This window comes from Mucilaginibacter sp. NFX135, assembly GCF_048565145.1.
Taxonomy (GTDB): Bacteria; Bacteroidota; Bacteroidia; order Sphingobacteriales; family Sphingobacteriaceae; genus Mucilaginibacter.
Genome location: NZ_CP183412.1, coordinates 5955361 through 5977855, shown reverse-complemented (window position 1 = coordinate 5977855; position 22495 = coordinate 5955361). Strand labels below are relative to the sequence as shown.

Below are 22495 nucleotides of genomic sequence, written 5' to 3'. Positions count from 1 at the left end.
TGAAGAAGATGAAAAAAATAAAATATTCAATAATAGCATTAAGTACTTTAGCAATGCTATATAGCTCCGGCTGTCAAAAGCAATTAGATATCAAACCTCAAAATTCGGTTGAATCGGATCTGGCTTTGAAAACAGCAAAAGATGTAAAAGGTGTACTTGTTGGAGCGTATACAGCGGCAGGTTTAAGTGGGCTTTATGGTGGCAGATTACAGGCAACAACCGATTTCTTAGCAGATGATGGTGATTTTCAATACCAGGGAACTTTCTCTGACTATACCGAACTGGATAATAAAACGGTAACTATTAATAATGGTTTTGTTGAGGGGGTATGGAATGCTGGCTTTAATACCATTGGTGTTTGTAATACTGTTTTGGCTAATTTGAACCTGGTAGAAGCTACAGGCAGGGCAGAGGTTGAGGGTGAAGCAAAATTTTTACGCGGGATGACTTATTTTGACCTTGCCCGTGCATTTGGTAGAGCATGGAACGATGTTAATGGCTCTCCAACAACCAACCTGGCGGTACCGTTAGTATTAACACCAACAACAACAATAGCAGGAATACAAAAACCTAAAAGGAACACTGTTGCCGAGATATACGCCCAGGCAATTGCTGATTTAACTACTGCGGAAGCAAATCTGCCCCTTGCAGGTAGTAATCCACCAACGGCAAACTCTTCTTGTGCATCGGCTGTATTGGCAAGAATTTACCTTACTCAAGGAAAATATGATCTGGCAGAAACAGAAGCCACAAAGATCATTAGCAGTGGGCTTTTTGAGCTGGTAAAAAACTTCGCTGATGAGTTTCAGCATCCACCGCAAGCTACACGTGTATTTAACTCAGCCGAAGATATATTTGCAATTCAAATTTCGCCGCAGTCGGGATTTAACGCGTTAAATGAAGTTTATGCAAGTTCTGATTTTGCAGGCCGTGGAGAAACGATTATTTTTGATCAGCATTTGGCGCGTTATGAAGCAGGTGATGATCGTGCCAATGAATTCTATGACGTTTTTACATCTAAGTTTAATAACTCCTTTGGTAATGTAATTACTATTCGTTTAGCAGAGATCTACCTGATCAGGGCCGAGGCAAGGCTCCTAAAGGCTACTCCAGATCTGGCAGGAGCTGCAGATGATATAAATGTTATACGAAACAGGGCGAAATTGGCCAATACAACCGCTACCACGAAGGACGATTTGTTTGCGGCAGTGAAACAGGAACGGCGCGTTGAGCTTCCTTTTGAAGGATTTAGATTGGGTGATTTAAAGCGTTACAAAGAAGAAACTCATTCCATAGATGGCGATGGCAACCCGGTAGAAGCTTTTCAATGGAACTCACCAAAATTGATATTTCCGATACCTAAACGTGAACGGGATGCAAATCCCAATTTAACGCAAAACGAAGGTTATCAATAAAAGCCTTCCATAAACCAAAAGCCCCGGCCTTACACCAAAGCCGGGGCTTTTTGTATAAGCGAGTTGACGCATTAAACTTTTATTACTTAGATACAGGCGTTAGGCAAAGCGGGCTATTACAAGGTCCTGATGTTATCGTTATTTCCTTCTGGCTATAATAAAGTCACTATGATAAGTGTTGAATACTGCGTCTGCTGTTAGGTAAGGATAGCACTTAACAATCTCCATTTCGATGTTTTACCATGCAGGCATAAATAAAGAAAGCCTTTTGGTTATCCAAAAGGCTTTCTTTATGAGTAGTTGAATAATTTATCTTGATTTAAAAGCTTTTGCTTTTTTAACGCCGTAATGCGGTTTGCCGGTAGGATAAATTTCAGGTGCGCCAACCAGAGTCATCGCACAGCGGAAACCAACTTCGGCACTGGCTTCGTCCTGATCCATAAAACGACGGGTAGCCGGATTTAACCAATAAGCCATATCATTCCAGGAACCGCCCTTGTAAACTTTTGACCGATTGTTAACCAACGTAGTATTTCCGTACAAGGCCAGGTTAACGGTGTCTTTATCGCCTCTTAGATCGGGGTTGAATGCTTTACCTGAATTGCGGACAGCTAATTGTGCATTAGCACTCGCCGCGTTAGCAGCAGCCACACTTCCATTAGCAACCGGGGCCGCCTGTGTTGCATTGGTTGAATCAGGGCGTTGGCCTTGTAAGGCTAAAAGCTCACTGTATTTTAATTTTCTATTGGCTTTTGCCGGATCTTTGATCGGGCGACCGTATTTGTCCTTAGCGTACAGGCCTTTTGATGGATCGGCTAAACGTTTATTGGTGTATTCGTTACCACGGAAGGGGTTAAAATCATCAAACTCTTCAAATGAGGTTTGGCGATAGGTATCGGCAACCCACTCGTTTACGTTACCGGCCATGTTGTACAAACCAAAATCGTTTGGTGCATATGAACGTACAGGCGCGGTGATATCGGCCTTGTCATTCAGGTAGCCGCCAACACCTGCGTTATCGCCGGCACCACGTTTAAAGTTGGCCATTATTAAACCCCGGGTTTTACTCTTGGCAGAGCGTACACCTAGGCCATTCCATGGGTACATTTTACCGTCGTCGATATTTTCAAACTGGGTGTTACCTGCCAAAGCCAATGCAGCGTATTCCCATTCAGCTTCCGAAGGCAGGCGGTAACCTTGTTTTAGTATACCATCTTCCATACGTACAGGCCTTACCGGTTTGCCGTTTTTGCCTGTGCCGGCCTGTGCATTAGGACTTAGGTCTGGCATCATTTTCTTTCCGTCAAAACCAGGTCCTCTTTGCTGACCGTTAAGGTACATGTCGTTATTGTAAGGTTCTGCTGATGCAGCCGGTTGCCCGTTTTTGCCGCCATTCAAATCCTTCCAGGCTACCATGCGGCCTGATTCACGTAAGATATTCTCGTTAGTGCGGTCGGTACGCCATTGGCAATAGTCCTGCGCCTGATCCCAGGTTACACCCACTACAGGATAATCCTGAAACGCCGGGTGACGCAGATAGTTATCTACATAAGGTTCATTGTACGATAAGGGCTTGCGCCATACCAGGGTATCGGGCAAAGCATCATAATATAACTCCCTGTCATTCGGAAAAGTGATAGCCGTCCAATGCAGATAATCGAGCCAATCCTGGTTAGATACCTCGGTTTCATCCATGTAAAAAGATGGGACCGTTACTCTGCGCTTCACATTATTATAGTCGTAAGCAACATCCTGGTCAGCGCTGCCACCCATCACAAAAGTACCGCCTTCAATGGGTACCAGACCCGGCCCTGGTGAGGGATGGGTTTGCCTGAACCGCACATAACCACCATTGTTTTTATCGTTATAGGTGATCCCGGTTTTTTGCGAAGTTTCGTGTTGTTTACTGCAGCTGCTTACCACGGCACTTACAGCCAACAGCACGAAAGCAGTTTTAGTAAAAAGTATTTTCATATTTTTACGGTTATATTATAGGGTAAATTTAGAAAAAAATGGATATAATGCTACAGCGCATCAACCATTATTCAAAATAATTCAAACTATTATCAGGCATTTGAACGAAAATTTGTTGAAATTAGTTGCACCGGTTTGCTTTTTTTGATGGAGCAATTATTGCAATAGTTCTTTAAAAATGCTGAGTGAATTTTGGGCGTACCTGTATATGAATTAAATTATAAAAGCTAAATTGCACCTAATGAAGTTTTCTACCTTTCGTTATTTTGTTTATTCCGTGCTCTTTTTGCTGCCGGTTTCGGCTATTGCACAAGCCCCAACCGGTACAAGTACCGATGGCAGCAATATCAGGGCGATACCTGTGCAGGTACCTTTCTTAAATATATCTCCGGATTCGCGCTCAGGCGCTATGGGTGATGCCGGCGTGGCCATTTCGCCAGATGTTAACGCCAATTTCTGGAATCCATCTAAGCTCGCATTTCTGGAGAGTAATGATGCGCTTTCATTATCTTATAGCCCCTGGTTAAGGCATTTGGTACCGGATATCAGCCTTTCATACCTGAGCTATGCACATAAGTTAAATGATCGTAATACTATAGGGGCGTCTCTGCGTTATTTTAATTACGGCTCGGTACAATTAACGGATGACCAGTCAAATGACCAGGGTACTTATACGCCTAACGAATTTTCGATAGATGGTTCATTCGCCCGTAAATTTGGTGAGAACCTTTCATTGGGATTAACACTTCGGTATATACGCTCAAGCATATCAAGTATATCCTTTGCTCAGGGATCAGGCCAGGTTAACAAACCAGGTAACGCGATTGCTGCAGATGTGTCGTTATATTATAAAAAGCCATACGGCAGCGCTAATCTTTTTGCCTTTGGCGCGCATATATCCAACATTGGTACAAAAATAGGTTACAGTGATGTGGGACCGAAGTACTTTTTACCAACCAATTTAAAACTGGGTGTAGCCAATACCTGGGAGCTGGATGAAACCAATGAGCTTACCGCCACTTTTGATATTAATAAGTTATTGGTGCCTACACCACCCATACGTGATGTGAATGGAAATATCATCAAAGGGCATGACGACGATGTATCTGTACCAGCTGGTATCTTCCAGTCATTTGGCGATGCTCCTGGTGGTTTTAGCGAAGAGTTGAAAGAAATTAGCTTTTCTCCGGGTGTTGAGTACTGGTATAATCATCAATTTGCGGTTAGGGCCGGGTATTTTTATGAAAACCCGGATAAGGGCGACAGGCACTACCTTACCCTGGGTTTAGGTATGAGGTATAATATTTTCAATTTCGATTTTTCATATCTGGCAGCCAGCCAGCAAAATAGTCCTTTGGCAAATACGCTGCGCTTTACCTTGTCGGCAAATTTTGGTGGCATATCAAATGTGGGCAAAAGATAATGGGTAAGATAAAAGTAGGTTTTGGGTTTGATGTACACCAGTTAAAAGAACAGCATCCATTTGTTTTAGGCGGCGTAAAATTAGAGCACCATTCCGGTGCTTATGGTCATTCAGATGCTGACGTATTGTTACACGCTATTTGCGATGCCCTGTTGGGTGCCGCGAACTTACGCGATATCGGTTTTCATTTCTCTAATACAGATAACCGCTGGAAAGGGATCAGTAGTCTGGTGCTGTTACAGCATGTGGTAGCGCTGATTAAAGAAAAGGGTTTCAGTATTGGTAATATTGATGCCATGGTATGCCTGGAAGCCCCCAAGATAAACCCGCATATACCGGCCATGAAAACCTATATAGCCGAAGCCGCGTCCATCAGTGAAGAGGATATATCCATTAAAGCAACTACTAACGAACAAATGGGCTTTATTGGTCGCGAAGAAGGGGTAGTAGCTTACGCGGTTTGCCTTATTGAACGCGATTAGCACTTATATCTATTTAAGGCGCGCTCACTGGTATTAGCTCTACCTCTAATATTTTCATTAAACCGGCCCCCTTTATTGCAACCGGTGCAATGGTTAAACTATGTGTGCCCGGTTCAAGGGTTACTGTACCTAATGAATGTTCTTTAACCTGTGAGCCTTTGGGTAGGGCCTCAATGCTGTCTTTTACTTTAAAATGGCCAATACTTAACTCATAGGAACCTTCATCAACAGTATCTGCCACGTATTTTAAGAGTACCTTATAAGTTGCCGGTTCAATTAATCTGAAGTCCCAGTTTACGGATTGATGGATGTTTTTCCAGCCATCTACATAATAGCTGCTGGTTTTTCCATCCCCAAAACCAAAGCCTTTACCTTCCAGGCGCGCGTCAAATGCCAATAAACGATTGGTTGTTTCATGGCTTGCCAATAGGCGCAAAGTATCGGTTTCTATTGGTCCGGAGGTTTCCATTACCAAAACCGTGTTACTGGTATCAGGCGCTTGAGCAGGTAAATGGATAGCCATATTAAGCGGATCGATCCGGGTAAACTTTAACTCTTTTTTATCAGCCAGCTGCCACACTTTATTAACGTTACTTTTTAAACCGCCAATTATTAATTTGCCATTTTGGGGCCAGTTAAATACATGCAGATAAAGCAGGTTGTTTTTTCTTGTTGATACGCCCCAGCTTTGATAAGGTAACGGGGTTTTAGTAGTTTGATAGATACTTGCTGAGTTTTTGTTCATCCACCGGCCTATACCCTGTAAAATGGCCGTATCCTCAGGCGCAAATTCTCCATTGCCCATGGGACCTATATTCATCAGCAGGTTACCTCCGCGCGATGCTGCTTTGGCTAATAAGCGGATAAAAAAACTAACAGGTTTATGGCTCTTATCAAATTTCGAATAACCGTATGATTCATTGGTTGTAGGGATGGCTTCCCAGTCGCCGGTGGCCGGGAAAAACTCGGCAGGGCGATCGCCGGTATTTTTATAGTCACCCATCTGTAAATTGCCACTGCCCCGTGCCAGTCGTCCGTTCACCACAATATTAGGGTCGGTTTCACGGATAGCTTTCAGAATGCGGATGTTTTCTGATAGCGGTAGTTTTTGCGGGGTATCAAACCACAATATATCCGGATGATATTTGGTGATGAGTTCTTTTATCTGAGGGATGGCCTTTTTATTTACATAATTAACCGCTTTAGGTAATAACTCCGGGTGCACATCATACCAATCGCGCCCGCCAAACAAGTTCAGATCGCCTCCCGGGTTTTGGTAATCCCAATCGTTGCCCGGTGCGTCAGGATGCTCCCAGTCAAAAGCATGCGAATAATAAAAGCCGAACTTAATACCGTATTTTTTACATGCTGCTGCCAGATCAATCATAGGGTCGTGTTTCCAGGCGGTTTGTTTAACCACGTTGTAGTTGGATACCTGCGAATTGTACATGGCAAAACCATCATGGTGTTTGGCCGTAATAATCAGATACCGCATACCCGCATATTTGGCGGCCTGTACCCATTTATCGGCATTAAATTTTACAGGATTAAACCGGTGTGCCAGTTCCAGGTAGGCTGAACGTGGTATTTTTGCCTTACGCATCAGGTGTTCGGCATAACCGCCGGTATTTTTGCCATCCCACTCCCCGGCTGGTAAGGAGTATATACCCCAATGTATAAACATTCCAAAACGGGCATTGCGCCACCAGTTTAAACGGGCATCCAGGGTTTTCATGGATGCAGGCCACCAGCTGTGCATAGCCTCGTCGATAGCTTTTTGATCACGTGTTTTAACCTGGTTGGCCATGGTTTTATCCTCATCGCCTTTATCCTGCGCTGTGGTTGTTAACGCAGATATACTAAAACATAAAATCAACAAGTATGAGAGCCATGAATGGGCTATTGCAGGTGTCTTACTGGTCATCGGTTAAAAATTGGTACCGACCAATATCGTTTAATTTTTAACGTATTTAATGGCGGAATTGAGCATATGTATACACTCAATTGACATGATGACCTGCTTTGGGTTATTTGTATGATCGTATGGCAGTAATAACTTTAACTGAGGCGTCATTGGGAAGAGCAAAGTAAGAGCTTCATCCAACCCTCTCCAAAGAATAATAGCCCATAAAAAGGCAGAGTTTAAACTTACAAGGTTAAAAACAAGTCGCATAGCCGACTCACCCGGTCTACGCTTCGCTGGACCACCCTCTCTGCGGCTTGCCGCAAAGAGGGTAAAGAAAAAAAGAATTAAAAATCCCCTCTATGCGCGAAGCGGAGAGAGGGGTGACGAGCGCAGCGACGTCGGGGTGAGTCGATAGATGCTTAATTTTCGCTTTATGCCTTTTCATGGGCTGTTCCTCTCCAAAGGAGGGGGCTTTTCCCAATATACTTTTAAACCTGATTTTCCTTTTCTTTCTCCACCTTTACGTTACCCGTACGTTTAAGTACACCCCAGCCGCTAAGCTCACCTTTCAGCGCTTTTCTGATAGATTTAAATAACACATAATACATCAGCTGGCGCCACATAAAGCGTTGTGGGATAATGTAAATGAGTTTGCGGTAATCCTCTTTTTCCATACGGAAGGCGATGATGCCCACAATAAAATCGATCAAAACAAAGGCTACATAGTAGAACAGCATTTTCTCGGGCTTGGCGCCAAAAAGAGCAAATATCATCATCAGATCGGCCAGTGGCGAAAACAGCGGCAATATGATCTGGAAGATTAGAATGTTGGGCATACCTACCATTCCGAAAAACTTATATTTTTTGTTAAACAGCGCGTCGCGGTTTTTCCAGAAGCTTTGTATTACGCCAAAGCTCCAGCGGAAACGCTGTTTCAATAACATACTTACCGTTTCGGGCGCTTCGGTATAGGCAATCGCATCGGCGCAATTTTTTACTATATACCCTTGTTTTAATATGCGCATGGTGAGGTCGCAATCCTCGGCAAGGGTATCATAGGTAAAGCCGCCTGCTTTAAAGATAGCTGATTTGCGGAATGCCCCAATGGCACCGGGTACCACTGTAATACTGTTAATGAGATCAAATGCCCGACGATCCATATTTTGAGCTGTAATATACTCTATGGATTGCCAGCGGGTAATGATATTGGTTTCGTTACCTACTTTTACAGTACCTGCAACCGCGCCTATCTCTTCATCAGTAAAGTAGGTCATTAAATGATAAATAGCATCTGTTTTTAGCTGTGTATCAGCATCAATACAAACTACATAATCGCTTTGGGCATGAGTAATGCCATAGTTAAGGGCCGATGCTTTACCTCCATTGGGCTTGGTTAATATTTTCACCAGCGGATTGCCGGCATAGGCAGAATTAACCACTTCGAATGTTTTATCCTTTGATCCGTCATCCACAAAAATGATCTCGAATGAGGGATATTCAGTTTTTAGTAAGCTTTGTATCGTAGCAACGGCATTTACCTCTTCATTATAGGCCGGCACAATAATGCTCACTGGTGGTAATGGGAAATTGTCGCCACGTGCCTTTACCATCTTTTTATTTTCACCATGCTGTCTTACAGCGAGTACGCCAATTAAAACAATACGACCAATAGCCAGGAAAATAGCCGATAGGAATATATAAATGAGTACCCAGTTGATATAGTAATAACCATGCACCGCGGCATCATATACCGGCCCAAAAATACCGGTGTGCGGATCGTTTGGAATAGGCGGCATCAAATCGGCTTTGGTTTTGCCCAGCACATCGGCAATGGTAGTAAACTGGTAACCGTGCGATTTAAAGAAATGAATAATTTCGGGCAATGCTTTTACCGTTTCTTCGCGGGTATCGCCACCGGCATCATGCAGCAATATCATTGATCCGTTGTCTTTTTGCCTGATGGTGCGGGCAATAATACTGTCGGCTGTTACACCTGGTTGCCAATCCCAGGGGTCAATAGATTCGCCAATGGTGATATAACTTTGCCTGCGGCTTTCTGCAACCGGGATAACCTCGGCCAGCGTTTGCGGCTCAGCATCGGCATTAAATGGCGGTCTGAACAGGATGGTGCTTCGCCCGGTTATAGATTCAATGAGCTTACGGGTGGAGTTAAGCTCTAAAATAACACGGTCAAGACTGATGGTTGAAATATCAGGATGGAAGAAGGTATGGTTGCCAATTTCATAACCCTCCTCATACTCGCGCCGTACTAACTGCATGTTCTTTTCGGCCATAGCGCCTACAACAAAGAAGGCCGCAGGTACATTTTCTTTTTTGAGGATATCCAAAATACGCGGCGTAAAATCCGGATCGGGGCCGTCATCAAAAGTTAAAACTACTTTTTTGGGTGCATAGCCGTAACGGCGTATCACATATTTGGTAGGCAGTTTAATATACTGTTGATTGGTTATGGTAAAGTTGCTGGTATCCAGTTTTACATCTATTTGACCGGTAGTAGGAGAGGTGATCAAGTCAAGTACTTCCCCTTCTCCGTCATAGTCAACATTGACGCGGTTATTTAAGCCTACTGTGGTTAATTTTTTCAGATCGATGCCTGTTTTTCTTAAAGAATCGATCGAAAGATTTTTTTGGAAATATGACCATAAACGCGGATCCTCAGACCCCAGACGCCATAAGGCCACACCGCCGGTAGCCCAATCATCGGCCATGCGGATCACATTAAAATTGGTGGCGGCATCGGTAAAGTAAATGGTATGGTCAAGACTATCCTGGTCCACATAATTAAAGTGCAGGTTGGCAGACAGGGGATCAAAAATGATCTTGCTTTGTTTTTCCTGCGCGGTACTGATGGCTTGCTGGTAACCTATGGCGTGGCCAACACTCTTTTCGGGCCAGTCATATCCACCCGCGGCAAAAGTTAAAATAACCTTTTCGCTGGGTATCTGGCTGCAAACGTCATCCAGTATCTGTTCAACCCAATGCTGGTTTGACAGGTCGCCGGCATTAGTGGCATCATAATGCTCATCAATAGCCATCACAAACAAAAAGTCGTTATAATGCTGTAACTTCTTCAAATCATAAGCTTCATCATCGGCAATTACATTCTGGGTTACCAGGAAGTTTTTAGCGTGCAATGCTTTATAAAGCTCCTGTAAAAAAGTAAGGTACTCTTTGCTATTGCGGTCTTTAATTTCATTAAAATCAACATTAATACCCTGGAACTTATTTTTGGTAAGGCTGTGGATAACACTGTTAATAAAACCGGTACGGAGTTTTTTGCTTTTGATGATCCGCTCAACATCTTTAGTATCAAAACCACCGCTTACGTTGTTATAATTAACGTAGTTGGATAGCATGATGAGCACCGGTTTATTAAACTTTTTATTAATACGGGTAAGCCCGGTATCAATTTTAGTAATTACGGTATCAACTTTGGGAGCTATAGAAAAACCTTCGCTTACAACCATATCCAGGTGACCCAGATTGGTGATCAGTGAATTATAGGCCTGCGGATCCCAGGCCAGGTAAAAGGCCGCGTTAATGCGGTCTTTATTATTGGGGTGTTTAAGCTGGTGCAAACGCCGGGTTCGCTCCATGGCCTCAATCTCGGATTTTTGTATATTGAAGTACTTGAACTTGGTTGACCTTTTTAACTGGTCAAGTTCTTCTTTCGACATTTTTTTTGGTGCCGGGTTCAGGTTTGGCAGATCAGGGTAATAGGTAGATTTAATGGTAACTATAACGGCTATTATCCCAATAACGAGTACTGCAAGAAGTATGCGGCTGAGCCACTTGAATTTATTCCATCTACCTGGCGAATCGGCTTGAAAAACTTGCTTATTTGAAGACATTAAGTGAGTTTACTTCTAAATTTAAAAGTACGGGTTACAAATGAAGATTTTATGAATGGTATTGTTGATTTATTTATGCGTTTTCCCTGGTTCGATACCTGAAAAATCAACCCCACATTTACAATTACCACCACATCCCTTTTTTGCGGTTATACTCTTATACATCATACGACCGATGTAAAAAATTGCGCCGGCAAAAAGAATAATTACTATAATGGTTTGAATATTCATGTCACAAAAATACTACATTTTTAATATATACCCTATTATACGTATAGACGTTCCGGTTAGTATAAAGTTTAACGCTGCATAAAGGCAATTGTTCCGCCTACCCAGTCAAAATCCTTGTTATAGCGTACACCTATCATTTTTCCGCGGCTTAATCTGGCCAAATTAATGGCCAGTGTGGGTTTAGCATCACCATCTGGCCATAAATACAGCAGGCGTATCTCGGCCTTTACGCCACCATCCGGAGCCTGTACCACCGGTTCATAATTTACCTTTTGCTGTAATATCCAGTTTTCGGGATCAGTAATGTTTTTGATGTCATCAATAGTTACATCAATGATCACGCCCTGTCCCGCAAAGGAAAACAGGGGTTTAAGTACATAATTCTCCAGGTCGGCAGGTATTTGAGTTATCTCGTGTAAAAATTGTGTTTTGGGAATATAATCGCCATGCAGGTAAGGCATGGTAAACTTACTGATGCGGTAAAACCAGTTGGGGTGTGTTATCCACTCCACATCAAGCGGCTGGCGTATGTCAACTACCTTGTCAAAGGTATGGTCATCACTGTCAATCTCATCAAATATGAGCCGGTTGTAAATACGCTTGATGCGTTTTTTTTCGCCATTTGCCTCATAAAAGAGCTGATCGCCCTGTTGCTGCAGGTCACTCAGCGAAATAACAGGAATGCCCAGGTATCGCTGGGTGATATAAAAGTCGACCGAAGTTTTTTGTTCGGGAGCGTTCACATCCATTAATACCACCTCATCGGGCCGATAGGGACCGAGGATGGTTTTTCTTAGTAAATCAAGATAGGATTGCTCGTTAAGTCCGCTAAAGTAGATGGTTTTATCAGTATCGATATCGAAAACCTGACGGTAAGTATTACCCAAATGAACCTGGAAACCATACAAGGAGGGGAAGCCCTGCAGTTCGATCAGCTTGGGCACTATGCTGCCATCCGCATCCTTACAAACCCCAAAATCAAGGGCGATGAAATGCGGATGATCATTTTCATTGGGCAAACGCCATTTATGGGGGATGGAACGTTCTGTAAGCTCCTTAAACTCGGGTTGCAAAATGGTATCCATTATGCCCTCGCCAGCGGCTACCAGTTTATCGCGAAAATCATCGGTCAGGAAAACTGGTGTTTCGGCCACGCGAAAAAGTACAGGATTGCGCAAGCCATCATTAAGGCGGCTTAAAAAGGTCCCATACTTTTCTGTCGTAAAATGCTGGTTAAAAATTGCTCTGGCTGATGGATCCATAGATATAGGGTATAAAACAAACTTAACTATTTAAGGAGCAAGGAACAAAGATTTTTGGAACAAGGATTGGGAGGAATAAGGAGGAAGCAACCTTGATAAAATAAGTTCGACAAGCCTCGCTTTAATAATGGACTCACCCGGTCGTTGCTTCGCTCGACCACCCTCTCTACCGCAAGCGGTAAAGAGGGTTTAGAAAGTTTTTACCCTCTTTGCGGCGTAGCCGCAGAGAGGGTCGCCCAGCGAAGCGTAGGCGGGGTGAGTCGGTCGCTGACATACCGGTTTGCCAAAGTTATATTATAACAAAATGTGGGTTTACACTATTTTCTGGCAAAATGAAATTTGATTATCAATTATATAAATAAATTTTAACCATAAAAAGTGTAAACCATGTAAACCCACTTTGTAAGAAGATGGCCCGCCCGTTGAGGGATTATGGTTAAACCCACCTTTACTCCAAAAGTCTTTAATCCTTGCTCTAAAAGTCCTTGCTCTTTGCTCCATTCACCAAAAATCCTTTCTCCTTTTCCCTCAATTTTTCATTAATTTGCTTTGTCAATTAAACCTGGCAATACTATTTAATGCAAAAAAATAAAAAGAAGATCGCGGTTGTTGGCGGAGGGAGCTGGGCTACAGCCAATATTAAAATGCTGGCTGATAATACTACAGAAAAGGAAATTTTTTGGTGGATGCGGAATGTACAGGCGGTTGAGCATCTGCATAAATTTGGGCATAATCCACATTATTTAAGTTCGGTTGAAATTAAATTGCCCAGGCAAAACATCTCGGTTAACCTGAAAGAGATCATACAGCATGCAGATATTATTTTGCTCAATGTACCGGCAGCATTTTTAAAAGACGCCTTAACCGGAATAACACCTGCCGACCTGGCCGGGAAAAAAATAGTATCGGCCATAAAAGGAATTGTGCCTGATGAAAACCTGATCATTGGCGACTTTTTGAATCAAAAGATGGGTATTTCGTTTGATGATTTTATGGTGATCAGCGGCCCTTGCCACGCGGAAGAAGTAGCCCTTGAAAAACTGTCATACCTCACCATCGCGTCAGGCGATACTGAACTGGCCGCTGAGTTTGCAGGGATGATCAACACCCGTTACATCAAAACTATCGTATCCGATGATATATATGGCACCGAGTATGGTGCTGTTTTAAAAAATGTTTATGCCATTGCCAGTGGCATTTGTCATGGCGTGGGTTATGGCGATAATTTTCAGGCGGTGCTCATATCTAACGCCATACGTGAGTTGGAGCGCTTTGTTGACGTGGTACATCCCATCAACAGGGATATCAAGGAATCGGCGTATCTGGGCGATCTGCTGGTTACTGCTTATTCGCAATTTAGCCGTAACCGAACTTTTGGCAACATGATAGGTAAAGGATATACGGTAACATCGGCACAGTTAGAGATGAATATGATAGCTGAAGGATATTATGCAGTAAATTGCCTACATGAGGTGAATAAACAATACAATGTAGATATGCCTATATGTGATGCCGTTTATGCCGTTTTATATCGGAAAAGCCCCCCCGCATTGGAAATGAAGAACTTGGCCGAAAAATTGAGTTGATTATTTCTTATATTAGTAATAAACTTAATTACCGTTCCTTATGAAAAATCTATTCAAAATCGCGTTACTTGCTGTGTGTACATTTGTAATATCACCAGCCTTTTCACAAACTAAAACAAAAACAAAAAAGGATACCAGCTTCTTTAAAAAAGTTGGTGACAAAACAGGTAAAGTTGCTACATCAGTTGGGCATAAAACAGCCGAAATTGCATCCAAAGGTGCAGCGGGTGTAGCTGATAAAAAATATGCCGACAAAGTGGGACCAGGTGGGCAAACCATTTACATTGACAAAAACTCTCACTACTTTTATGTGAATAAAAAAGGGAAACATGTTTATGTTAGCAAAGCCAAATTGAAAGATAAACCTGTTGAGAAAAAATAACAAACCAGGCAAAGTAGCACAGGGTATAAAAATTAAATATGAAACACAAAGCTTTATTGATCCCGGCAGTTGGATTGATGCTATTGATTTTTGCCTGTAACCGCGCTCCTGAGCACCCGGTTAACAAAAAACTGGTAGGCAAATGGCAATCAAAAGATGGTGAAACCAAGCTTGAAATAACTGATAAAGGATTTACGATGGACGATGGTAAACCTGTTACGGAAGACTATTTTGTAACGAATGATACCATTTTTACATCGTACCAGGGCAGCAGGCCGTTTACCAAATTCCTGATCAAAAACCTGGATGATCATAAGCTCACCCTGTTTTACCCAGACTCTGACGTGGTTGAGTTTAGCCGTTAAAGAAGAGGCAAGAGATAAGAATCAAGATACAAGAAAAAAAATATAGTTTTTGCCTTGTTTCAGATATCGGCTCGATTCTTACCTTAAAAACAAAAGCCTTCATGCTGCTGGTGCGGCTGAAGGCTTTGTTAACAAAACTAAACTAAAACTAATGCTTCTTTACCAGAGAAGCCATGAAAAACTATTTTCTTTTTAGAATCAAGAAGTAAGAGTCAAGAATCAAGACAAGCTTCGCTATATAAAATAACAGGTCAGTGTCTTGACTCTTGATTCTGATCTCTTGACTCTTTAAATTAGAATCTTCTGCGACGTTCCGGACGCTCCTCGCGGGGTTTTCCAGAGAAATCACGGAAACCACCGCCAGAACCGTTTCTGTCACCACCACGGTAACCACCGCCTTCACGACGTTCGCCACCACGGTAACCACCACCGCCCTCACGGCGCTCGCCACCACGATAGCCACCTTCCCGACGTTCGCCACCGCCACGGTATCCACCGCCGCTGCTGCGATTATCACTGGTACCTTCGCCAGATATTTCTATCCTAACCGGGCGTCCTTTATATTCTATTTCTTTATAAGCGGTCATTACTTTTTCTACATCCTCATGCGGAACTTCGAAAAATGAATAAACGCCTTTTACATCAATTTTACCTACAGTACGACCGCTTATTTTGGTAGTGTTGCAGATGTAACCCAGCAAATCGCCGCGGTTAAATTCATCAACAGAACCTAAGTTTATAAATAAACGGGTGTAAGCTGATTTGCCACCCGGAGCGCGTTCGCCACGATCCTCGCGGATACGGCCTTCTTCAACGCTCGCGTTCAAGTCTGGGGCGTTTTTGTAATAATCCAGGAATCGGTTAAACTCGATAGAAGCAAAACGTTTGATAAAATCCTCTTTGCTGATATCTTTAAACTCTTCGATGATACGTGGCAGGTATTGTTCAATCTGTTCCTCGTTAACGGTAACGTTATGTACTTTATGTACAATGGAGAACAATTGTTTTTCGCAAACGTCAAAACCTGTAGGGATCTCGGCTTTTGAAAACTTTTTACCAATTACACGCTCAATCTGGCGTATTTTGCCTAACTCTTTACCGTTAACGATAGAGATAGATACACCTGTTTTACCGGCACGGGCTGTACGACCGCTACGGTGAGTATAGTTCTCGATCTCGTCTGGTAACGAATAGTTAATTACGTGGGTAACATCATTAACGTCGATACCACGGGCGGCAACGTCTGTAGCTATTAATAACTGCAGGTTACGCTCACGATAGCGTTTCATTACCTTATCACGTTGTTGTTGTGACAGGTCGCCGTGTAAAGAATCGGCATTGTAACCGTCTTTGATCAGCGCTTCTGCAATGTCCTGGGTCTCGATCTTGGTACGGCAAAAAACGATACCAAAAATATCGGGGTTAAAATCAACAATGCGTTTAAACGCGGCATACTTATCACGGGCACGTACTATATAGTACTCGTGCTCAATGTTGGCATTGCCAGTGTTTTTGGTGCCCATGGTAAGCTCAAACGGATTCTCCATGTATTTTTTGGCGATCCGCCTAACTTCGGCAGGCATAGTGGCTGAAAACAGCCAGGTTTTTTTCTCGTCGGGCGTGGTAGATAAGATATTATCAATGTCTTCCTGAAAGCCCATATTGAGCATTTCATCAGCTTCATCCAATACTACGAATTTTACCTGCGAAAAATCTATCGCCTTGCGATTGATGATATCAAGCATACGGCCAGGTGTGGCCACAACGATCTGTACACCGCGTTTAATCTGGCGTAACTGATCAGAAATACTTGCACCACCATACACAGCAACAACGTGTACGTTGTTCATTTGCTTGGCGTAATTTTTAATGTCGTTCGTGATCTGTAAACAAAGTTCACGTGTGGGGCATAAAACAAGTGCCTGTGGATGATTTTCTTCGAAATCCAACAGCTCTAATAATGGTAGGCCAAAGGCAGCAGTCTTACCGGTCCCGGTTTGGGCTAATCCGACAAAATCGTTGCTGCCTGTTAACAATACCGGAATTGACTGTTCCTGGATTGGCGTTGGGTTTTCAAACCCTAACTCAGAGATGGCATTAACAATATCATGACGGATTCCCAGTTGAATAAATGGGTTCATGAATTTAAATAACGAATTTGGCAACATCGCCAAATCGGGCGCAAAGATAGAGTTTATATTTTTTAAAAACAATAGCTCGTCGAATTTTTAAAAATATGGTAACTTTTTGATAATTTGAGAGTTAGATAGCAATGGCATAATGGAGTGGCTTACTAATTGAATTTCAATTTGTCAGTCAATTTTTTTTATGTAGGTTTAAAGCCGTTAATTAAGCTGAAATGAACGATCTGGAGTTATATTTTAATAATAATAATAAGCGGGTAATATATAAATGGGCCCATTACTTTGATGTTTATGAACGGCATTTTAGTAAGTACCGCGGCAAAGATATTGTGATTTTGGAAATAGGAACCCTGCATGGCGGTAGCTTGCAGATGTGGAAAAACTATTTTGGCGATAAAGCAAAAATTTACGGCATGGATATTAACCCGGCCTGTAAAGCGGTTGAGGAAGAAAATATTAAAGTGCTGATAGGTTCACAAACAGACCGTCAATTTTTAAGACAAGTGAAGAAGGAGATTCCACCGATCGATATTTTAATTGACGATGGCGGACATACCATGTTACAGCAAATTGTATCATACGAAGAGCTTTTTGATCATGTTAAACCCGATGGTGTATATCTGTGCGAGGATGTACACACTTCTTACTGGCTAAAATATGGAGGCGGACATAAAAGACGCGGTAGCTTTATTGAATACTCAAAAAACTTCATTGACCAATTAAATGCTTACCATTCGGTCGAAAGATCATTGCCGGTTAGCTCCTTCACACGTTCGGTAAATTCGGTACATTATTATGATTCGATTGTAGTAGTGGAAAAACGCCCAACACCACAGCCCACATCATCACAAACCGGAACCATCAAAACTCCGCCGATGAACCTGGAGGCACATGGTATGGCAAAAGTTAAAAAGAATCTGAGATACCGCTTAAAGCATATAGCCAATGTGGTAACAGCATTTTTTAAACTGCCATTCAAAAAAGGAAGCTTTGACTATTCGTAATGGAGAGCAAGGAGTCTTAGATTAAAGATAGAAGGAACAAAGAGTAAGGATTTTTAGATTAAGGACAAAAAAATCCTTGCTCCTTGCTCCAAAAATCCTTGTTCCCAAAAATCCTTAGTCCAAAATTATCTCAGTCTGTCTGCAGATTTTACCAGTTTTTCGTCGCGCTGGATACTTTTAGCAGCCAGTATCAGCAATACAATACTTAACGAGGTAAGGAATATGCCTATGCCCATGGTATGCGTATCAAGCTGTACGCTGCCTATTGCTTTTTTAACGGTTTGGGCCATCCAAAAACTATAACCAATTAGTACCAGTATGGCGCTATAGCAAATGGCTATTTGCTGTTTGCGGTTTTTGTATAAAAATATAATTACCAGGGGCAGCAGAGCTACTATGGCGGTTATTGCAGTAAGTGCTGTGAAAGATTCTGTGCTTTGCTGGGCGCCATTTACATCCTGAAATATGCCTGTAACCATAATGCTCACCGGTTTGCCGGAAACATAAACGTTATGAGCTAAAGGAAAAAAGAAAAGCGCGAACAGCACAAGGCTCGCAAATAATAGGTAAATGCTTTGAATACGTTGCAGCATGATATTAAAATTATAAAGGCAAATATAAATGTTTTAATGGTTGCCTTATGGCATTTTATTGTGCGGTTAATTTTCTTTTTATGATAACTAATGCATTATATTTATAATTATTTTCTTAATTATTTGTTGAGATGACCAAACCTCCAGTTAACAACCTATCGCCCCAGGAAGTAAAATTTGATGATGCGCATTTGAAAAAGATATTTCTGGAGCATTTGAACAGTATTTATTGCGGCAAGCAACACCTGATACAGTTTTTTGATGAAATTCAAGAGCTGGCAACATTGAAGTTTTTAAAGAACGCGATAAAGGAATGTTGCGATGATGCCCTGGATCAATTACAGCATTTGGATAGTATATTTAATTCCATTAATGAAGATCAGTCAAAAATCAGTGTTCTGGGTATGAAAGCCATGACGTTAGAGGCTTATATATCGGCCATTAAAGCGGGCAAAACTCCCATGGAGCGCGATGTTTTTATTGTTTTTTATCTACAGTTAATAGAAGGTATTGAAGTAACTTATTTTAAAGTATTGCGGAATCTGGCTAAAGCTATAGGATACAGCAACACTTTTCTGGATAAGCCATTTAACCAGGCTTTGGAAGATAAGATCATGTTTGAATCTATTTACAAAGAATATATCAGTGAGCCGGCTTCCTGATCAGCTGCCTCATCAATCCTTATGACGAAATAATGAACACCCTTCCCCGGCATATTAGTAACTTTGCCGCGTGACCGCTAAACAACGTTATTTTATTGAACTGGCTTATGATGGTACCCATTACCACGGCTGGCAGATACAGCAAAATGCTGTGAGTGTACAAGAGCTATTAAATAATGCCCTGGCTACTATTTTGCGCCAACCCATTGAAACTACCGGCTGTGGTCGCACGGATACGGGTGTACATGCCCGCGAGTTTTTTGCCCATTTTGATGTGGATGAAGATCATGGATCATGGACCGTAGATCATAGTAAAAAGATAGGAGGCAATGAACCATCAACCATAAACCATCAACTTCGCGGCCTCAATTCACTTCTTCCGCCTGATATCGCCATAAAAAATATCATCCCGGTTCATAACAATGCACATGCACGTTTTGATGCTACGCAGCGGTCTTATCAGTATCATATCCATTTTCATAAAGATCCGTTTTTACATGGTTATTCCTGGATGGTTCGTGATGTGCCCGATATGGTGCTGATGAACCAGGCGGCTGCTATTATTATAGAGTATACCGATTTTAGCTGTTTCAGTAAGTCGAATACTCAGGTTAAAACCAATAATTGTAAAATAACCCGGGCCGAATGGGTAAAAACAGAGCAGGGCATTGTTTTCCATATTTCGGCTGATAGATTTTTGCGTAACATGGTACGGGCTATTGTGGGCACCCTGATAATGGTTGGCAAGCACGAAATAGAACCCGAAGCCGTGCGTGCCATTATTGAAAGTAAAAACCGCTCAAATGCCGGTACCAGCGTGCCGGCATGCGGCTTATATTTAACGGAGGTAAAATATTCGTTTTTAGTATCAAGTAGTTAGTATCAAGTATCACGATACTTTGTCTTATAACTACCATGTTGCAATCTTCAAACACTATTGATCTATTTTTTATTCGATATTTGCTAAGCTAAAGTCTTGATACTTGATACTAACTACTTGATACTATGTCTGAGGTAACCGGAAAAGCGCTTGATTGGAAATTGTTAAAACGGGTAATGCACTATGTAAAGCCGTATAACAGCACGTTTGTAATTTCGGCATTTTTAACCATTTTCCTGGCGGCTGGCGCATTGCTGCAACCAATCCTCATACAACGAACGTTAGATAAGGACATTTTGAATGATAATTACGATGGTTTACTTTTTATGGTGGGGTTGATGATAACCCAGCTCATTGTACTAACCATTGCCCAGTATTATCAAACCTATTTAACCAATGCCCTGGGGCAATCCGTTATCCGCGATTTGCGGATTGATATTTTTAACCATATTACAAGTTTGCGCCTTAAATATTTTGATCGTACGCCTATTGGTATGCTCATTACCCGTACGGTATCTGATCTGGAAACCATTGCCGATATTTTTTCCGAAGGGTTGATCTCGATCATGGGCGATATGCTGCTGGTATTCGCGGTGATCGGCTTTATGTTATATGAAGACTGGAAACTGGCCTTCATCACGCTGATCCCGATGCCCTTTCTGTTTGCATCAACCTATGTTTTTAAAGAAGCCATTAAATCATCATTCCAGGATGTGCGTACACAGGTAGCCCGGTTGAATACTTTTTTGGCCGAACATATTTCGGGTATCGGCATCATTCAACTGTTTGCCCGTGAAGACCAGGAGATGCGGAAGTTTAAGGAAGTTAACCTGAAATATCGCGACGCCAACATTCGCTCCAACTGGTATTACTCCATATTTTTCCCGGTGGTCGAAATTTTGTTTGCCATTTGTATGGGCCTGCTGGTATGGTACGGTTGTAAAAGGATGTTATCTGATAATCAGCTGTCCGCTATTTCGGCAAGGCCGGGCGGTATTACTCCTGGTGTTATTACGGGCTTTATTGTGTTGCTCAATATGTTGTTCAGGCCGATCCGTCAACTGGCCGATAAATTTAACACCCTGCAAATGGGTATGGTTGGTGCCGACAGGATATTTAAGGTATTGGATACCGATGAGGTTGCCATAGATACCGGCCAGATCAGTACCGGCAGATTACGGGGCGACATCGAGTTTAGCAAAGTATGGTTTGCCTATAACGACGAGAACTGGGTTTTAAAGGACATCAATTTTCATATTAAGCCTGGCGAAACGCTGGCGCTGGTAGGTGCCACCGGTGCGGGTAAATCATCAACTATCAATATCCTGAACCGTTTTTACGAGATAGGGGCAGGCAGTGTAAAAGTTGACGGGCATGATATTCGCGATTACCAGGTAGAGTTTTTACGCTCACAGATTGCTACTGTGATACAGGATGTGTTTTTATTTACCGATACCATTGCTAATAACATCAGTCTGAATAATCAATCCATTACCCGAGAGCAGATCATAGCCGCGGCAAAAGATGTTGGGGCGCATGAGTTTATAGAACGCTTGCCTGGGGGATACGATTATAATGTAATGGAAAGAGGCTCTACGCTATCGGCAGGGCAATCGCAGCTGATCTCATTTATCAGAGCATTGGTATATAATCCTGCTATATTGGTTTTGGACGAGGCTACTTCATCCGTTGATACCGAAACTGAAATGCTGATCCAGAATGCCATCAATAAACTCATGCAAGGGCGTACAGCTATTGTGATAGCCCATCGCTTGTCTACCATACAAAACGCCGACCGTATTATAGTGCTTGACCATGGAGAGATCATGGAAAGTGGTACCCATCAGGAGCTTCTTAAAATTGAGAACGGCCACTACCGTAAGCTGTATGATCTGCAGTTTAATTCGGCTGGAATAGCGAGATGAGTTCTGAGTCTTAGCTTTTAGTATAAAGCCGACTTCGCTCTGTTTTACCCTATTCATAGAGTAGAGGGCTTAGCAAGCAACTGATGACTTAAAACCTTAAACTTAAGACTTGATTACGGTTGTACCTTGCCTTTTTCCATTCCCTTTTCCTTTGGTGGATTTTTTATCGGTTCAACGGGCTGTTCTTCTTTCTCGTGCTTTTTGGCAATGTTACCGCCATGTGGCTTATCGGCGTGATATCGCTTGTCTTCCTTGCGTACTTTGCTTTTACCGCCATTATCGTTCGGTCTTTTAGATGGTGTATCAGAAGGCGAAGGTTTGTTGGGTGAATTTGCTGGCTTTGTCATACTAAATGGAACAACAGGAGCAAGGTTTTTGTTTAATTTGTA

The 22495-nt window shown here is 42.3% G+C and carries 18 protein-coding genes; 10 read left to right on the top strand and 8 right to left on the bottom strand.

Annotated elements, in window-relative coordinates; translation table 11 throughout:
* The first annotated feature begins 8 nt into the window (after positions 1–8).
* Entirely contained in the window at positions 9–1415 is a 1407-nt protein-coding gene (locus ACNURT_RS24985; RefSeq protein WP_419699952.1) for a RagB/SusD family nutrient uptake outer membrane protein, read from the top strand.
* A 309-nt stretch (positions 1416–1724) separates the two neighbouring features.
* Here the strand turns inward: ACNURT_RS24985 and ACNURT_RS24980 are convergent, their stop codons facing one another.
* Positions 1725–3389: an SUMF1/EgtB/PvdO family nonheme iron enzyme gene (locus tag ACNURT_RS24980; RefSeq protein WP_370997118.1), complete on the bottom strand. Its 1665-nt coding sequence runs from the start codon at positions 3387–3389 to the stop codon at positions 1725–1727.
* A gap of 241 nt (positions 3390–3630) precedes the next feature.
* Here ACNURT_RS24980 and porV point away from each other — a divergent pair, with 241 nt between their 5' ends.
* Both porV and ispF read left to right on the top strand, forming a co-directional pair.
* Positions 3631–4812: a type IX secretion system outer membrane channel protein PorV gene (porV, locus tag ACNURT_RS24975; RefSeq protein ID WP_419699951.1), complete on the top strand. Its 1182-nt coding sequence runs from the start codon at positions 3631–3633 to the stop codon at positions 4810–4812.
* Positions 4812–5294: a 2-C-methyl-D-erythritol 2,4-cyclodiphosphate synthase gene (ispF, locus tag ACNURT_RS24970; protein WP_166091114.1), complete on the top strand. Its 483-nt coding sequence runs from the start codon at positions 4812–4814 to the stop codon at positions 5292–5294. The genes porV and ispF overlap by 1 nt, the downstream gene beginning before the upstream one ends.
* Before the next feature lie 13 nt (positions 5295–5307).
* Here ispF and ACNURT_RS24965 read toward each other — a convergent pair whose 3' ends face one another.
* From ACNURT_RS24965 to ACNURT_RS24950, 4 genes are all read right to left on the bottom strand, one after another.
* Positions 5308–7218: an alpha-L-fucosidase gene (locus ACNURT_RS24965; protein WP_419699950.1), complete on the bottom strand. Its 1911-nt coding sequence runs from the start codon at positions 7216–7218 to the stop codon at positions 5308–5310.
* Positions 7219–7688: 470 nt separating this feature from the next.
* A complete protein-coding gene (locus ACNURT_RS24960) occupies positions 7689–11072 on the bottom strand; it encodes a glycosyltransferase (protein WP_419699949.1) in 3384 nt (1127 codons plus the stop codon).
* A 69-nt stretch (positions 11073–11141) separates the two neighbouring features.
* Complete coding sequence (locus tag ACNURT_RS24955; protein ID WP_419699948.1) at positions 11142–11303, bottom strand: FeoB-associated Cys-rich membrane protein; 162 nt, start codon at positions 11301–11303, stop codon at positions 11142–11144.
* A 68-nt stretch (positions 11304–11371) separates the two neighbouring features.
* Positions 11372–12565, bottom strand: a complete 1194-nt coding sequence (locus ACNURT_RS24950; protein ID WP_419699947.1) for a hypothetical protein — start codon at positions 12563–12565, stop codon at positions 11372–11374.
* A gap of 578 nt (positions 12566–13143) precedes the next feature.
* Between ACNURT_RS24950 and ACNURT_RS24945 the strand changes: the two genes are divergently transcribed.
* From ACNURT_RS24945 to ACNURT_RS24935, 3 genes are read left to right on the top strand one after another with little or no spacing between them, the layout of a single operon-like run.
* A complete protein-coding gene (locus ACNURT_RS24945) occupies positions 13144–14151 on the top strand; it encodes an NAD(P)H-dependent glycerol-3-phosphate dehydrogenase (RefSeq protein ID WP_419699946.1) in 1008 nt (335 codons plus the stop codon).
* Positions 14152–14191: 40 nt separating this feature from the next.
* Positions 14192–14533, top strand: a complete 342-nt coding sequence (locus ACNURT_RS24940; protein ID WP_419699945.1) for a hypothetical protein — start codon at positions 14192–14194, stop codon at positions 14531–14533.
* A gap of 38 nt (positions 14534–14571) precedes the next feature.
* On the top strand, positions 14572–14898 hold the full coding sequence (locus tag ACNURT_RS24935) for a hypothetical protein (RefSeq protein ID WP_370997128.1): 327 nt from the start codon (positions 14572–14574) through the stop codon (positions 14896–14898).
* Between the two features lie 293 nt (positions 14899–15191).
* Here the strand turns inward: ACNURT_RS24935 and ACNURT_RS24930 are convergent, their stop codons facing one another.
* The gene (locus ACNURT_RS24930) at positions 15192–17039 is read right to left on the bottom strand and encodes a DEAD/DEAH box helicase (protein WP_419699944.1); all 1848 of its coding nucleotides are present in this window, start codon (positions 17037–17039) and stop codon (positions 15192–15194) included.
* A 218-nt stretch (positions 17040–17257) separates the two neighbouring features.
* Here ACNURT_RS24930 and ACNURT_RS24925 point away from each other — a divergent pair, with 218 nt between their 5' ends.
* Positions 17258–18046: a class I SAM-dependent methyltransferase gene (locus tag ACNURT_RS24925; protein WP_419699943.1), complete on the top strand. Its 789-nt coding sequence runs from the start codon at positions 17258–17260 to the stop codon at positions 18044–18046.
* A gap of 125 nt (positions 18047–18171) precedes the next feature.
* Here the strand turns inward: ACNURT_RS24925 and ACNURT_RS24920 are convergent, their stop codons facing one another.
* Positions 18172–18639 carry a DUF4293 domain-containing protein gene (locus ACNURT_RS24920; protein WP_419699942.1) on the bottom strand — a complete coding sequence of 156 codons (468 nt, stop codon included), beginning with the start codon at positions 18637–18639 and terminating at the stop codon, positions 18172–18174.
* A gap of 131 nt (positions 18640–18770) precedes the next feature.
* On the opposite strand from ACNURT_RS24920, the gene ACNURT_RS24915 reads away from it, so the two are divergent.
* From ACNURT_RS24915 to ACNURT_RS24905, 3 genes are all read left to right on the top strand, one after another.
* The gene (locus tag ACNURT_RS24915) at positions 18771–19301 is read left to right on the top strand and encodes a DUF892 family protein (RefSeq protein WP_419699941.1); all 531 of its coding nucleotides are present in this window, start codon (positions 18771–18773) and stop codon (positions 19299–19301) included.
* A 70-nt stretch (positions 19302–19371) separates the two neighbouring features.
* On the top strand, positions 19372–20181 hold the full coding sequence (gene truA / locus ACNURT_RS24910; RefSeq protein WP_419699940.1) for a tRNA pseudouridine(38-40) synthase TruA: 810 nt from the start codon (positions 19372–19374) through the stop codon (positions 20179–20181).
* A 125-nt stretch (positions 20182–20306) separates the two neighbouring features.
* Complete coding sequence (locus tag ACNURT_RS24905; protein WP_419699939.1) at positions 20307–22106, top strand: ABC transporter ATP-binding protein; 1800 nt, start codon at positions 20307–20309, stop codon at positions 22104–22106.
* A 113-nt stretch (positions 22107–22219) separates the two neighbouring features.
* Here ACNURT_RS24905 and ACNURT_RS24900 read toward each other — a convergent pair whose 3' ends face one another.
* On the bottom strand, positions 22220–22453 hold the full coding sequence (locus ACNURT_RS24900) for a hypothetical protein (RefSeq protein WP_370997135.1): 234 nt from the start codon (positions 22451–22453) through the stop codon (positions 22220–22222).
* Positions 22454–22495 lie beyond the last annotated feature (42 nt).

Bases quoted from the DNA above. Each gene is read 5' to 3' on its own strand.
- ACNURT_RS24985 (WP_419699952.1), top strand. From the start codon at position 9: ATGAAAAAAATAAAATATTCAATAATAGCATTAAGTACTTTAGCAATG.
- ACNURT_RS24980 (WP_370997118.1), bottom strand. From the start codon at position 3,389: ATGAAAATACTTTTTACTAAAACTGCTTTCGTGCTGTTGGCTGTAAGT.
- porV (WP_419699951.1), top strand. From the start codon at position 3,631: ATGAAGTTTTCTACCTTTCGTTATTTTGTTTATTCCGTGCTCTTTTTG.
- ispF (WP_166091114.1), top strand. From the start codon at position 4,812: ATGGGTAAGATAAAAGTAGGTTTTGGGTTTGATGTACACCAGTTAAAA.
- ACNURT_RS24965 (WP_419699950.1), bottom strand. From the start codon at position 7,218: ATGACCAGTAAGACACCTGCAATAGCCCATTCATGGCTCTCATACTTG.
- ACNURT_RS24960 (WP_419699949.1), bottom strand. From the start codon at position 11,072: ATGTCTTCAAATAAGCAAGTTTTTCAAGCCGATTCGCCAGGTAGATGG.
- ACNURT_RS24955 (WP_419699948.1), bottom strand. From the start codon at position 11,303: ATGAATATTCAAACCATTATAGTAATTATTCTTTTTGCCGGCGCAATT.
- ACNURT_RS24950 (WP_419699947.1), bottom strand. From the start codon at position 12,565: ATGGATCCATCAGCCAGAGCAATTTTTAACCAGCATTTTACGACAGAA.
- ACNURT_RS24945 (WP_419699946.1), top strand. From the start codon at position 13,144: ATGCAAAAAAATAAAAAGAAGATCGCGGTTGTTGGCGGAGGGAGCTGG.
- ACNURT_RS24940 (WP_419699945.1), top strand. From the start codon at position 14,192: ATGAAAAATCTATTCAAAATCGCGTTACTTGCTGTGTGTACATTTGTA.
- ACNURT_RS24935 (WP_370997128.1), top strand. From the start codon at position 14,572: ATGAAACACAAAGCTTTATTGATCCCGGCAGTTGGATTGATGCTATTG.
- ACNURT_RS24930 (WP_419699944.1), bottom strand. From the start codon at position 17,039: ATGAACCCATTTATTCAACTGGGAATCCGTCATGATATTGTTAATGCC.
- ACNURT_RS24925 (WP_419699943.1), top strand. From the start codon at position 17,258: ATGAACGATCTGGAGTTATATTTTAATAATAATAATAAGCGGGTAATA.
- ACNURT_RS24920 (WP_419699942.1), bottom strand. From the start codon at position 18,639: ATGCTGCAACGTATTCAAAGCATTTACCTATTATTTGCGAGCCTTGTG.
- ACNURT_RS24915 (WP_419699941.1), top strand. From the start codon at position 18,771: ATGACCAAACCTCCAGTTAACAACCTATCGCCCCAGGAAGTAAAATTT.
- ACNURT_RS24905 (WP_419699939.1), top strand. From the start codon at position 20,307: ATGTCTGAGGTAACCGGAAAAGCGCTTGATTGGAAATTGTTAAAACGG.
- ACNURT_RS24900 (WP_370997135.1), bottom strand. From the start codon at position 22,453: ATGACAAAGCCAGCAAATTCACCCAACAAACCTTCGCCTTCTGATACA.